This window comes from Ruegeria lacuscaerulensis (assembly GCF_013033355.1).
In the GTDB taxonomy this organism is placed as follows: domain Bacteria; phylum Pseudomonadota; class Alphaproteobacteria; order Rhodobacterales; family Rhodobacteraceae; genus Ruegeria; species Ruegeria lacuscaerulensis_A.
This window is the reverse complement of sequence record NZ_WQDY01000006.1, coordinates 116,912-131,384: the sequence shown is the minus strand read 5'-3', so window position 1 is coordinate 131,384 and position 14,473 is coordinate 116,912. Positions and strand designations below refer to the sequence as shown.

The 14,473-nt window shown below is 53.4% G+C and carries 8 protein-coding genes; 3 read left to right on the top strand and 5 right to left on the bottom strand.

The window, feature by feature from the left end:
* The first annotated feature begins 88 nt into the window (after positions 1–88).
* Together GOW48_RS12510 and GOW48_RS12505 are read left to right on the top strand one after the other, a co-directional pair.
* Positions 89–1,954, top strand: coding sequence for a PAS-domain containing protein (locus GOW48_RS12510; protein WP_414478917.1), 1,866 nt, complete (start codon positions 89–91; stop codon positions 1,952–1,954).
* Complete coding sequence (locus tag GOW48_RS12505) at positions 1,954–2,655, top strand: response regulator transcription factor (RefSeq protein WP_170355175.1); 702 nt, start codon at positions 1,954–1,956, stop codon at positions 2,653–2,655. Before GOW48_RS12510 ends, GOW48_RS12505 begins: the two co-directional genes overlap by 1 nt.
* Positions 2,656–2,741: 86 nt before the next feature.
* On the opposite strand, the gene GOW48_RS12500 is transcribed toward GOW48_RS12505, so the two are convergent.
* Genes GOW48_RS12500 through GOW48_RS12480 form a run of 5 tightly spaced genes read right to left on the bottom strand, consistent with a single transcriptional unit; the run spans position 2,742 to position 12,265 of the window.
* Positions 2,742–4,052 carry an HlyD family type I secretion periplasmic adaptor subunit gene (locus tag GOW48_RS12500; RefSeq protein ID WP_170754222.1) on the bottom strand — a complete coding sequence of 437 codons (1,311 nt, stop codon included), beginning with the start codon at positions 4,050–4,052 and terminating at the stop codon, positions 2,742–2,744.
* Positions 4,036–6,183, bottom strand: coding sequence for a type I secretion system permease/ATPase (locus GOW48_RS12495; protein ID WP_170754220.1), 2,148 nt, complete (start codon positions 6,181–6,183; stop codon positions 4,036–4,038). Before GOW48_RS12495 ends, GOW48_RS12500 begins: the two co-directional genes overlap by 17 nt.
* A complete protein-coding gene (locus tag GOW48_RS12490; protein WP_170754218.1) occupies positions 6,180–7,520 on the bottom strand; it encodes a TolC family protein in 1,341 nt (446 codons plus the stop codon). The genes GOW48_RS12495 and GOW48_RS12490 overlap by 4 nt, the downstream gene beginning before the upstream one ends.
* A 6-nt stretch (positions 7,521–7,526) precedes the next feature.
* Positions 7,527–8,333 (bottom strand): SapC family protein, encoded by an 807-nt coding sequence (locus GOW48_RS12485; protein ID WP_170754216.1) that lies wholly within the window; start codon positions 8,331–8,333, stop codon positions 7,527–7,529.
* Positions 8,334–8,392: 59 nt separating this feature from the next.
* Positions 8,393–12,265: a beta strand repeat-containing protein gene (locus tag GOW48_RS12480; protein WP_234899477.1), complete on the bottom strand. Its 3,873-nt coding sequence runs from the start codon at positions 12,263–12,265 to the stop codon at positions 8,393–8,395.
* A 155-nt stretch (positions 12,266–12,420) separates the two neighbouring features.
* Here GOW48_RS12480 and GOW48_RS12475 point away from each other — a divergent pair, with 155 nt between their 5' ends.
* Positions 12,421–14,463, top strand: coding sequence for a dockerin type I domain-containing protein (locus GOW48_RS12475; protein WP_170754214.1), 2,043 nt, complete (start codon positions 12,421–12,423; stop codon positions 14,461–14,463).
* Positions 14,464–14,473 lie beyond the last annotated feature (10 nt).

Below are 14,473 nucleotides of genomic sequence, written 5' to 3'. Positions count from 1 at the left end.
AACGCCTCTACACCTGCGAGATTTCCGATGTTACGGATATAACTCGGGGAGGGTGAAATTGGACATCACCGAAGAACAGATCAAAGCGATGACGTCGGCCGGGTTGAATCTGATTGGTCAGGCGTTGTCGATCTATGACAGTCAGCTACGACTGGTTGTAAGCAATCGACCGTTTCAGGTGATGTTTGACCTGCCCGATGACCTCGTCAAACCCGGTGCGCTGTTTCGGGATACCATCCACTATCTGGCGACACATGGTGAGTATGGCGACGATGCCGATGCTGACCAGATTGTCGAACGCCGAATCCGACAGGCTTTGACTTTTGAACCCCACTACCTTGAACGCGTTCGAGCCAACGGTCAGGTTATCTCGGTCGAGGGCGCGCCATTGCCCAAGGGGGGGTGGGTTGCAGTTTATACAGATATCACAAGCACCAAACAGGCTGAGGCCCTGCTGCGCGCCCGTTCGGTAGAACTGTCCGGGCAACTTTTGGACAGGGCCGAGGAACTGTCGGCAGCGAACCGAAAGCTCGCTTCTACAAATTCGGCATTGGAAGAAGCCAAGCGGCAGTTGACCGAAACCGAAGCCCGCACGCGCATGACGACTGAAATGATGCCTGCTCATATAGCGCATTTGGATATTGAAGGAAGATATGACTATTCCAATCGACGTCTGAATTCAGTGATGCCAGGCCGTCCGTCCGATATAATCGGGATGCATATTTCTGAGGCATTGGGTGCTGCGGCCTATGACAAAGTCGAGCCGCACCTTCAGAAAGCGTATGACGGGGAAACATCCGTTTTCGAGTTCACTGAAAACCAGGGTTCGCGACGTATTCGTGTTTCTTTCACGCCAGACAAAGAAGGCGGGGTTTATGTCATGTCAGTCGATATCACCGAAGAAACACAAGCCCGGGTCGCCTTGCAGCAAACGCGCCGTCGGGCCATGGCGGCCCAGATGACCAGCGGCCTTGCCCATGATTTCTCGAACCTCTTGACGATCATTCTTGGAATGCAATCCCGACTGCAAAAGATGGACTTGCCGGAATATGCCCGTGAGTTGGTCACCGCCACGCAACAGACCGCCCGCCGCGGGGGCCAATTGCTGAACAGAATAGCGGATATGACGGGCAATCGTACTCCTCAACCCAAGGCAACCGATATGCGTGGGTTACTTGAAGACCTGCGCATTCTGGCCTCGCCGTCGTTGCCGCGCGGTGTTGGGCTATCGGTGGTCAATACACTGCCAGACGTCGCCTTGATGCTGGATTCAGGCATGGTGCAGGATGCCCTGCTGAACCTTGTGTTAAATGCGCGCGATGCCTGTGGTGAAACAGGTCAGATTACCATCAGCGCTCATAAGGTGGGTAGCATCTGGGCGGAAATCGCGGTTTCCGATACTGGCCCCGGCTTTTCGCCTGAAGCATTGGACAAAGCACTCAACCCGTTTTTTACCACCAAGGGGAATAAGGGGTCTGGGCTGGGTTTGCCAATGGTTTATGACACGGTCAAACTGGCTGGCGGCGATTTGGATCTGCGCAACACACCGTCTGGCGCCTCTGTGGTGCTGCGTTTGCCGTACAGACCGGCTCCGCCCGTGCAAGAGGGGCTTGTTCTGTTGGTCGAAGACAGCGACGCGCTCAGAAGCCAATTCCGCGACATGCTGGTCGAACTGGGATTTTCCGTGATCGAGGCAACTTCGAAATCCGAGGCTTTGGCTTTGGTTCAAAATTTACAGGACATAGTCTTGGTGCTGTCGGATATCCGCCTGGAGGGAGAGGAGACCGGGTTGAATCTTTTGGACGGCATAAACGCATCGGTGCCCTGCATTCTAATGACTTCGCTGCCTTATTCCGATCCATTGCACAAACAAGCGCTTGTCCGAGCACCAGTTTTACGCAAGCCATTCACCCGCGCTCAACTTTGCGCCCTGATCAGAACCGAGACCGCCTGATGACCCAACCGCTGGTCACGATCGTTGATGACGAACCTGAAATTCGACGGATATTGACCGATGCTTTGGAGGAGGCAGGCTTCCGGACCCAGAGTTTCTCTCGTGCGCGCGAGTTTGAAGCCTCGTTGAAACGTGTTACTCCAGACGTGTGCCTGGTGGATCTTTCATTGCCTGACACAGATGGTCTGGCGCTGGTGCATCGCTTGGCGCTAGAGCAAGGCGCAGCGGTCATAATCATCTCGGGCCGAGCCCAGGTACAGGACCGGGTTACCGGTTTGGAATTGGGTGCTGATGATTATATCACCAAGCCCTTTGATCCTGCCGAAGTTGTCGCGCGCATACGGGCCCGGTTGCGAGCGCCGCGGGCGCGACCAACTCATTCTGATGTGGCGCATTTTAACGGTTGGACTGCCTATTTCGATCGCTACATCCTGGATGATGGCGCAGGGACCGAGACCCCATTCAGCCACGCCGAAGGGGAAGTTTTGCGGCTGTTTCTGGAAAGCCCAAAAAGGTTGATCAGTCGCGCACATATGCAAGAGACATTGGGCGGTGCCGCAGGGGATAGTTTTGATCGGGCGATGGATGTCAGAATATCCCGACTGCGTACCAAATTGGGTGAAGACCCCAAAAACCCCAAATTAATCAAAACGATTTATGGTGCAGGCTACATTTTTCTGGGAGATGTCGTTTGGCAATAAGCGATCGGCATTATGAGTTTTTCAGTCCACGGCCGCCAAGTGATTTCAGGTTATTAGTTCGGTTGGCCCGCCTTCAGAACCCCTTTCTATTCCCGCAGAGCTTGCTCTTTGACTTTGACGACGGGTCTTATCAGGTATTCCATCACAGTTTTTCGCCCCGCTAGAATATCGACTTCAGCGATCATGCCGGGAATGATCTCAACTGCCACTCCGTTGGCATCCAGAAAAGACTGTTGGGTTTGAATCTCAACGACAAAAACTTCTTCGTCATTTCGTTCTGATCGCGTTATGGTGTTTGCACCGATCCGGACTATTTCCCCATCCAGCGCACCGTATCGAGCGAAATCATAAGCGGTGATTTTGACCTTCACCGGCTGTCCGGCGTGCAAAAACGCGATATCATCTGGACGCACGTAGGCTTCGACAAGCAAATTGTCCCCGAGTGGAACTAACTCGATCAATTCCTCTCCGCTGCGGGCCAACCCACCAATCGTGGTTCTGTGAATCCGGTTGACCACGCCTCGAACCGGAGATCTAACTTGCGCGCGACTTGCGCGATCCTGCAAAGCCGGCAAAACGGGTTTTAGCGCTGCCAATTCCGCCGTTGTAACAGCAAGGTCAGTCAAGGCTGCAGTGTGAAACCGGCTGCGCGTCGCACGAATTCGGTCGTCAATCTCTGCGAGGCCAGTCTGCAGTCTGTTGGTCACAGCTTGCGCACGTGTTCTGCGCCCATGCCACTCGGCTTCATTACGGCGCAGAGTCAACAGCGTCGTGGCGGGTTCCATCCGTTTTTCTACAAGCGGCGTCATGATGGCGCGCTCTTCAGCTAGGATCTTAAGAGTTTCGTCGGCTGTTAACTTGTCTACCAGCCCTTCTTCATACTCCCTTTGTTTCTGCTCCCGTTGACGCTCGAGGATCGCGATTTCAGCGATGAGCTCTGACTGACGACCTTGGTACAAAGCAGTTTCCGATCGGGCCACGTCCGGCGCCCCTTCCATCAGTTCCTTGGAAAAAAAGAGCTCACGGTCTTCAATTTCGGCCATCAGCCGTTCCGCCCGCGCCATTAATCCGAAAGCGCGCTGTTGTTCCTGACTGAATTGACTATCGATTTGCGTCGTGTCGAACTCCATCAGCAACGCGCCTTTTTCCACGAATTGACCTTCGTTCACGTGCAGATGCTGCAGCACACCAGTTTCTGTTGCTTCGATCAGCTGGACGTCCGCCAATGGAACCACCCTGCCGTCTACACGTGTTACGTCGTCCAGTTCTGTAAGATAGGTCCACAAACCCGCGCTGATAAGACACGCCAATATGACCAATAACAGGATAGAGCCCTTAAGAGGTGACCGCCCGCGCATTTCCCGTGCCAATGACGCAAAATCATGATGCTGCGACATTCAGATGCCTCCGCTGAGCAAGGGTGTGGTTAGTTAGGATACTCTTGGGACCATCGGCGCTGACCTGTCCATTTTCGATAACAATGACACGGTCCACTAAAGACAGCAGGCTGGTTCTATGGGTAACGATGACCATCGTAGTGTCTGTCGTCGCTTTTTTGAGGCGGTCTATAACTTTCGCTTCAGTTTTGACGTCCATCGCACTGGTCGGCTCATCCAACAACAATATTGGAGGTCGAGTTACTAGAGCCCTGGCTAGGGCAATGGACTGCCGCTGCCCACCTGATAAACCCTCGCCACGTTCTGACAGGATTAAGTCATACCCCCCGGATCGGTCGGCGGTAAAATCTTCTACACCTGCAATTTTACCGGCTTCGATAATGTCCCGGTCGCGAGGCCTGGTGCTGCCACTTGCAATATTGTCCCGTATCGACCCTGAGAAGAGCCAGATATCCTGTAGAACAGTCCCGATGTTTCGACGCAGATCCCCGGGGTCCAACTGGCGAATGTCCACTCCGTCAAGCATCACAGACCCGGACTGGGGTTGGTACAGCCCAAGCAACAGCCGTGTGACTGTGCTTTTCCCCGAGCCGATTGGGCCGAGAATTGCGACTTTTTCTCCGGGTTTGATATCAAAGGAAAGGCCAGACAAAGTAGCATCCGCCTGCTCTGGATAAGTGAACTCTACGTTTCTGAATGTTATTTGGCCTTGGCATTCAGGTCGACGTATCCACTTTTGACCTTGAGGTCGTTCATTCGTGGCGTTCATCAGTGCGTTAAGGTTCTTAAAGGCACTTCGGGCCTGATTGATCCGTGTAAGTGTCTGGGCCAGTTGCCCAAGCGGCGCCAATGCCCGTCCTGTCAACATAACCGAAGCTATAAGCGCACCCATACTTCCATGACCATCGGCAATTAGAAAAACTCCGTAGAACACGATCAACACTTGGGCCGCCTGTTGCGTGAAACCCGTCAAATTTAGTGCAAATTGCGTAACTGCACGACTTCTCACGCCGTGGGAAGACTGCCGTTCCAATGCATCTTCCCAACGGGCACGCATTTGTTGTGCCGCCGCCGTTGTTTTGATGGTTTCCAACCCTGACACAGTTTCGACCAGTACGGATTGCTTGGATTGCCCGTCTGAAAAATTCTGCTCGGCCAGCCGTGACAGAATTGGTTGAGCAATCAGACCCGTCATAAGAACAACCGGCACTGCCAAAGCGGGCACAAGTGCTAAAGGGCCCCCGACCAAGTAAATTACAAATATGAACAAGCCAATGAACGGCAAATCCACTAAGGCGACGAGGGTTGCCGAAGTAAAGAACTCTCGCAGAGTTTCGAACTCCCTAACTGTGCTCGCCATAGCGCCGGTTGAACCGGTACGAGAAGTCATGCGCAAATCAACCAATTGATTGAAAATCCGACGCCCGATGATCAAGTCGGCTTTCTGCCCAGCCTGATCAATGAACCCTGCCCGCAACAACTTGAGGGCGAAGTCGAACAGCAAAGCCAACCCAACGCCTATTGTCAGGGCAATTAGTGACTCCTTGGCTTCGTTAGGTAGAACACGGTCATAGACGACCATGATGAAAACAGAGGTGGACAAACCTAGCAGGTTGGCAATCGAGGCCGCCAGGACAACCTGAAAATAGGACCAACGGTTTGCTGCCATCGCGGACCAGAACCAATGGCCCGCAGTAGGGTACCCGCTGTTTTTTGTATCTTCGGATTGAGACCGGCGAAATACGATCGCATAACCGGTATAAACATCTTGGAGATTGTTTTCGAAGACTTCACCAATCTCATCACCCAGACTTGGATCATAAATTAAGACCCTGCCACTGGTCGAGCGCCCATGAAAAACCACGACGCGATCGTCTTTTAAAAATAACAGGGCAGGAGCCAACGTATTGTCGAAACTCGAGAGCGTCCAAGCGCCATAACCAGCTTGGAGTCCAGCATTTTGCGCAACTTGAATCGCGTGGGGAATGGTTAAGTTCCCCGATACCCCGGACCTTGCAGCCTGCAAACTGGCTACTGAAATCGATCTTTCCAAAGATGAAGCCACGTGAATCAAACACGTTTCCAGATCAGGTAAATCTGTCCTTTTGGTTAGGGAACGCAGGTCGATCATTGATTTGCTCCATGTTCAAACGTCTGGATTCCCAACAGATCAAGGATGTCCCCTGTCAAACTGAGCACCACATAGTTTGTCAGAAAGAAACTCTGTTCGGCGAGGATTAGCCGTTCCTGCGCGTTGACAAAGTCGCGTTGTGCGTCGAGGATTTCGATCAGGCTGCGCCGTCCTATGGTGAACTGAGCGCGAGCAGCTTTAACGCTGTCAGCATTAACGGTGGCTGCAATCCGAGCTGCCTGTAGTCTTTCCGCTCCCGCCATTTGGTCAGAGCGCACGAATTCTAACTCACGGCGAAGTTGACGAACCAGATCTTCTCTTGCAAATTCTGCCTCTTTGACCTGAGCTTCTGCTGAGGCAATCGCCGCTTTTCGTTGGCCTGTGCTGTCAAGTTCGTAGCTGAACGATAGATCAACGCCGAAATTCGCATCATTGTCGTCATCGCGATCCGTGAATGCCGCAATTTCTATGTCGGGTTGACGTCTTGCAATCGCCGCTGACTGTTGCGATTTAGCCGCCAGCAAAGAAGCATCAGCGCGGCGAACCTGAGGGCTTTCGGCAATGATCTGTGCATCTGTTCTTGGCACTCTTGGAGCTTCTATCGCTGGTGATAAGGTGCCAGGTTCGTGGCCAAACACTTCATGAAACTGAGCTTCAGCACGATCTGTGCGGGCTCTGGCATCTGCGAACCGTGTCCGCGCGTCTGCCATGCGGGACTGCGCGGTCAATACATCGGCATTTGAACCGGCGCCCTGTTCAAAACGCTCTGTAATTAGGCGCGTTATTTCCTCATGGACGCCCACGTTTTCAAGGGAGATTCTTTGAATCTCTCTTTGATTAGTAACTGAGACATATGCCTCAATTGCGGTTAGGGCGATGGCAGCGGCAGTTTGCAGTTGATCGCCGCGACTTTCAAGAATTCGGGCTTTCGCGGCAGTCAATTCTCCGGACGCAGCGCCGCCGTCATATACTAGTTGCGATATCCGAACGAAGGGCGTCACACCTGCTATATCGCTGTCCACGCGTTCGGATCTGGCGTTAATCCCCATTGAAACGCGTGGCAGAAATGCGCCCCGGGTGGAGTCGCGATCTGCAATTGCCAGGTCATATCTGCTTGCGCTACGTGCGTTGGAGGGACTATTTTGAACGGCTGAACGTACGAGTTGACCGAACTCACTTTTTGCCAATTCAGGTGAAGGCGCGGTTGCGCCAACGCCGACCGATCCGTGCTCAAAAGACTTTTCAACAAACGCCAGGTCAGGTGCGGAAGCACATCCTGATAAGCAACAAAGAACAAAGAGCAGTTTTGTGATGGGGGTGAATCTGAGATTTGACATTACAGTTCACATTTCACCGGTTTCTATCATTTCATCCGACTGGGCGCATGCTAATGCTTGAATGAAATCAGAGACTTCTGAATTTTCTGTGAATGGTTTTGCAAAGCGATCATAGGTCAATTTTTCTTGAGCGCGCGAAATCCAGGTGCAGTGAGCGATAGAAACCTTATGTGCATGAATCAAAAGCAGAGCACCGCTTTCGTATAAAAACGCTAAGGTCTCTGATGGCATTTCTCGTACTTTTGGAAGCGATGCACCAAAGCAGCCCTTAGGTAGTGAAACGTTTTCGAAAATTTCTATGGGCTTAAGAAAACCGAGATCAGAGATCATCTGGCATAGCTTGCGTGTTTTGTTGGTCTCGATCGCGCAGGCTTTTAGAAAGACTAGAACGCGGCGTAATTCTTGCGACAGTTCACCTTTGTCATCGAAAAAAGGTTCCCCGTCGGATTTTAGTCCAATCAACTCGGAACGCTCGTTGACCATTAGTCTGTAGTCTTCGGTTTTCGGGTCTGTTACTTCCACCTCAAAAGGGGGGCAGCGCAATGCAGCTGGCACATAGCTTGCAAGCCAGCGACCATCCGGCGCGATAAAAGGTGAAGTCTGTGTTTCGCTCATTGAAAGCAGAGCGACCGGCATGATGTGTTGACCAATTTGTCTGAAAACAATTGGATATGCTGACGCTGCCTGAAAAATTTCCTGGAGAACAACAGAGCAATGCGTAAGGTTTTCTGCGAAGTGGTAGGTCTTGAAACGAGACCAACCTTTGTCTTTGTGGCGACAGTAGGTCACTGGTGCCAAGTTAGTTTTTGACATGTGCGGACTTCCGTTCTGGAGTCGCTGCCAGCAATAATTGCCGGCAGCGTGGCAGGAATTTAAACCGACGCGCCGGTCGGGTCGGTATGTAGGATGTTGTCCGCGCTCAGTCCGCTTAGATCATTCAATCCCGTGAACTGAGCGACAGTATCGACCGTTGCCGATCCCGGAGCCGAATAATCAACCTTGACCAATACGCTGTCCGTGCCGTCGGTGGCGAGTACGAGGATCTCGTCCCCATTCTGTACACCAGTCAGGCTTTCAACTGCCGTTTCGATGGTGCCAGTTGTCAGATCTGACAAGACAGTCGTGAAGCCCACAACGCCGGTATTCCCGCCCAAAGCGTCCCCTGCGCCGAGGGTCTCAACTCCGGTTCCATTGCCGCGCAAGGAACTTACGTTGAGACCGCTGAACATCAATGCGTCGGTGACGTCGGCAACGGGACCCAAAGTGAAACCTGTAATCGTGTCCACCCCGTTTTCCGCTGGGTCGGCTTCAAACACTACAAGGTCTCGTCCCGTACTGGTCAAGTCGATCGAATCGTCGCCTCCCTGACCGCGCAAAACGTTGTCGACATCGGTTGCCGTGAGGGTTTCGTCACCGTCCGTGCCTAAGTGATAAACTGTTGGACCACCGTCAGGTGTTGTCACGGACAACACTACAGGCTGGCTGGCGTCTTGTACCGTCATGGTGAAAGTTACTAAAGGTTGGGAGAGATCCGTGAACACAGTGGCTGCTCCGCCGAAACTTACTGCCGATGCTCCAACCGGATTGGTGAGAAACAGGTCAAAAGCCCCGTTTTCAACATCCGATCCGGAATCGAACGTTACGACCGATGGGTCAAACCCGAGTTCTGCAGTGATTGCCAAGCCACTCGATATATCTCGACCCGGGTCTGCGTAAATCTCAAAAGTCATAGTTGAGCCGTTGTTGTCTGTTTGGACAATCGTATACGCTCCAGGTTCGTGAGCATTGTTCTGGTCCGAAACCGGAAGAGGATCAGAACCTCCGCTTACTGTTGCCGAAGCCTGAAAGTTCAAATTGTCCCCTGCATCAATGCCGGTGAAAGCTGTCGCGCTGACCGGCAAAGACCAACTGCCATCGGCGGCCACAGACGCAGACCCGACCGGAGACCCGTTCAGCGTAATGTTAACACTTTGTCCTGAACTCAAACCAACTGATGTTCCGGAAACTGTAACGCCCGAGCTCTGGGCGCTGCCAAGGTCAACCGCACTATTTGATCCCGTCTGGTTTATAGTCAAAATCGGGCGTAAATCAGTTGTAAGGCTTGTCGTAGCTGGCGTCGCCGAGTTGCCTGCTGTGTCGCTGACCGTCGCTGACAAGGTGAATCCGGTACTGTCCGACAAAGATGAAAGGTCGAGCGTTGGGATTGTCGCGGACCAAGTCCCTCCGGTGACAACAGCTGTGTAAGTTTGATTGTTCAATGTGACTGAAACAATCTGTCCGTCTTCTGCACTGGTCGACCCCGAGACCACAAGATCGCTGGTTGCTTCATTGATATCTAGGATTGGCCCTATTGGCAGCGCATCCAACGTGATGGAAGGTGCGCTAAAATCGGTTTGCAAAGTCCCGGTGTCGCTGGAAACATTTCCGGCTGCGTCCGCAATCGTCGATGTGACATTGTACGTGACCCCATCTTGCAATGTACCCAACGCCGTTGAAGAGGCAGTATAGCTCCATGTGCCGCCTGAGACCGTTGTCGTCCCGGAAACATCCACGGTTCCGTCTGGGCGAACGATTTTAACAGTGACAACCGTGCCGTCTGCAGCATCCGATGTCCCAGAAACTGTCATGTCGGTGGCTTGCTCAGATACGTTTAGGACAGCGCCATCGGATAGCCCGGTGATATTGATCGTCGGAGCCGTAAAGTCCGTGTTAAAACTGCTGCTGGCCTCGGATGCAGGATTGCCCGCTGCATCCGAAACATTGGCAGCGACAGAAATCGTAGCGCCATCAGTCAACGCCGACAGATGTGCCGCAGGGATGGTGGCGTTCCAGGTGCCACCGGACACGGTTCCAATGTATGTCTGCCCATTGATTTCAACAGTGACAGCTTGGCCGTCTTCCGCTGTCGACGATCCAGTAACCGTCAAATCAGTTCCCCGCTCGGATGCGTTTAAAACGGTTCCGCTAGAAAAGCTGTCGATGCTCAGGGTCGGGGGGGTCACGTCTTTGTCTAAAGTCGCGCTGGCCTGAGGGGCATTAAGACCATCTGTGTCCATCACGTCTGCCGTAATCGTGAATGAGCCACCGTCGCTGAGGGCGACCAGATCAGCTGTCGGGATGGTTACACTCCAGCTGCCACTCGTGATATTGCCGGTATATGTCTGCCCGTTCACTGTTACTGTAACCTGCTGTCCATCCTGTACATTTCCGCTTGTTCCACTGATGGTCAGATCTGCCCCAACTTCAGCGGCATTGATGACACTTCCAACGGGCGGTGGTGAGATAGCGATAGTGGGGCCAGTAAGGTCCACGGGTACAGAACTGAAGGCCGGAGGTGAAACGTTACCGGCGGCATCAGAGGCAACCGCGTTTACAGATACCGACGTTCCCGTCGTTAATCCCGAAAGATCGGCGACCGGAACCGAAACGCTCCAGCTGCCGCTCGAGGCCGTTGTCGAGTATGTTTGATCGTTGAAGTTTACCGTAATTGCTTCCCCGTCGGCGGCGGTGGTCGTGCCGGTCAGTGACAAGTCGCTGCCTACATCAATAAGGTCAATCGACCCACCTGCAACCTGATCTAAAGTGACCGCCGGTGCGGTGAAATCGCTTTCGATGCTGGTTGTAGCCTGAACGGCCGGGTTTCCGGCCTCGTCCTGGACGTCCGCGGTAACAGTAATGGTGGAACCATCGGACAATGCAGTCAGATCCGAGCTGGGAACCGTGACGGCCCACTGTCCTCCTGAGATTGATCCGGTATAGGTTTGACCTCCGACGGTAACCGTAATTGTTTGTCCATCTTCCGCGTCTGTCGTGCCAGAGACTATCAGGTCAGTTGCCTGTTCGGCTGCGTTCATCACGTTCCCAGCTGAGAGTCCTGAAATTGCCACGTTTGGTGGCAATGTATCGATGTCAAAAGTGACCGTCTCGGTCGAGATTTCGTTCCCATCAACGTCGAGGCTGCGGACGACAACATTTGTCACGCCTTGAGGTAGGTTGGCTGCCTGTGCAGGCGACAAAGACAGGCTCCAGGTTCCATCACTGTTCAAGGTGGCCGGCGCGACAAAACTTCCAATAGCAACTTGGACTGACTCGGCGCCTTCAGCCGCGTTTATGTTCAATGCGGCACTGCTCAATGCAGTGGATTGTACACCAGAAAGGTTCAGGTGAGGGTAGGTCGGAGCTGGGGGAGGAGCAGAGTCGCCACCGCCTCCTCCTCCTGCGCCGGCTGCTGCGGCCCCTGCCAGCCCAAGCCCGCCAAGTGCGGCTCCTACGCCGCTGATGCCACCGGCACTAGCCGCGCCGCCGGCTTCGGCCGCTAGGCTGAATTGTGCAATTTCGGCCACCGCATCCTCGGCTATCATAATGGCGCCGCTTTCAAGAATTTGAACTTTTTCAGCGGCAACGACTATCGTTTGACCATTGGCCAATTTCAGAAGAACATCTCCGTCTTTTAACAACTTGACCGATCGAACACCTGGAATGGTTTCCGCGAATTGGAAGGCGTAGAGTTCCTCGACGGTGGCCTGAGCAAGTGCGGGCAATGCCAACAGAGTCGAACCAAGACCACCGGCAAGCCCTGTTCCGGCCCAACGGCGCATCTTTCCGTCAATCCACTTTTGTAGTTTGGATTTGTCAGCTGCGTCCGCCTGCAATTCGTGCGTACGGGTTCTGGATTCAGGTTCTTTGGTCATCTTACCCTCATATGTGGTGTCCGCGTCCGCCCGATGGGGCAAGTTGCTGTTCATCTGTCTTTCCCATCTGTGACTCATGCGGTCGGACCTGAAAAATTTGTGTTAATCTGAAACTGAACTCCTCGTTTTCACCACATTCGCGCTTTTGTTTCGGACTGGGCATCAGGTCATCCTATTCACGAAGCCAGGTGTGGCGTGGGGTGATGGTTATGATGCTTCAGTTCGAAGGAGTGGTTGCAACGGGAAGTGCAGCGCTCGATTCAGGTATCGGCGATACGGCTTTAAAAACGTTTAACGGAGATACGTATCTGTACAGCGTGACGGGTCCAGGCGGCGGCGTGGTTGTTTGGAAACTGATCGACGGCGCGATCCCGCAAGTGCAAGACACCGAGTATTTTGCGGGTTCGATCTCGTTTCAGGTTGGACGTATTGGAACACCCGTTTCCTTTGCTGACGGGGTCCAACTGGTGTTGGATGTGCGCTCGGCCAGCGGTTTGGTTGGGTATGAACTGAATCCAGACGGCACAATCGGGGCGCTACAAGAAACAGGAACACTTGTGGGAGGCGGGGATGTCTCTGCCGTGGTCCAGCTGTCTGGTGGAATTTTGGCTGTAGCTCATGAATCCACCGGGGAGATTGCAACTTATAACCTTAAAGGCGATGGGACTGTGCGTCTTGCGGGGTCAAGCACGGGCCAAGCTGATTCGATGCAAGTGATACAGATTGCGTCCAGTTCGATTCTGGTGACAAGCGATGCCACCTCCGGGACAGTCGGAACCTTCAGTATCAATCACGGAACAGGCGCAATCAGTGAAGTGGATAATACTGACACGCTTAGTACCTTGGGAATTGCGACACCGACCGCAGTGGAAGTCGTTCAGGCTTATGGTCAGTCCTGGGTTGTGGTTGCCGGTGCCCAGAGCAACTCGTTGAGTGTCATGATGCTCGGCAGTGACGGCAGTTTGACCCCCACAGATCATGTGCTGGATTCTTTGCACACGCGGTTTGGCAACGTTCAGGATCTCGAGGTTGTCGAGGTGAACGGTCATGTTTTCGTTGTCGCCGGCGGAGGGGATGACGGGATTACACTGTTCACCATGACGCCCGACGGACAACTGGTTCACCAAGACAGTTTCGAAGATACGCTTCAAAGCGGTCTGCAAAACGTAGAAGCCTTCAGCGTTGCACATGTGGGTGATGAGTTGCAGATACTTGTAGCCTCGCAGCAGGATGCGGGACTGACACAGCTGTCCGTCGATGTGTCCAATTTGGGCGTCGTACGTGACGGGTTCGGTACTGTGAACGGAACAAGTCAGAACGACATCCTCAGCGGCAGCATTCTGGAAACAACTTTGAACGGTGGAGCAGGGGACGATATCCTGATTGCGGGCACCGGAGCGACAACAATGACGGGCGGGGCTGGTGCGGACATTTTCGTTGCCCAATACGGAAGTGACCCCATCACGATCACCGATTTTCAGGTCGGAGTCGATCGGTTGGACGTGTTTGACTACCCTCTACTCAGAACGCCCGAACAATTGACCTTTACGTCCACGGCAACAGGTGCGGTAATAGAGTACCTGAATGAAACGATCGAGGTGAATTCGAACACGGGTAGCCCGTTGTCGCTTGTACAGGTGTTCGGGGCGGGACTTAGAGGGCCGGACCACATTCCCGTCGATTTTGGCGACTTCGGTGGGCTTGATCCCGGCAGCTCGGACGGCATTCAGGGCGACATTACGATTGATTCTACGTCTACAAATGCGGGGTTAAGCGACGCTGAGATCCGCTTTTCGATAGATGGAGGCGGGACCGTGAGCGTGCGGGCTGACGACGATGGCGTGTTCGACTTGGGCCTGCCATCAGGAACCTTCACGGGTGAGTTGGATATCGTGAAAGGGTATTCAACGGCGTCACGAGACATTACAGCCCTTGATGCTCTTCAGGTTCTTCGTATTGCGGTTGGGCTTGACCCAACATGGGGGCCGGCTACCGCGGAAAATCTGATTGCGGCAGATATCAACAGGGACGGTGCAGTGAACGCGTTGGATGCGCTTGCGGTCTTGCAAGTGGCAGTTGGGCAATCTTCTTCACACCAGGCGGAATGGGTTTTTATAGACGCCGATGCCGACCTTTCAGCTGTCACCAGAACCAATGTCAGTTACGAGACGGGCACAGATATCGTTGTGGTCGACAATGTTCTGGCTGCTGACATGACTTCAATTCTTCTAGGTAACCTCGAGTCAGTTTAAGCCCGTTCCC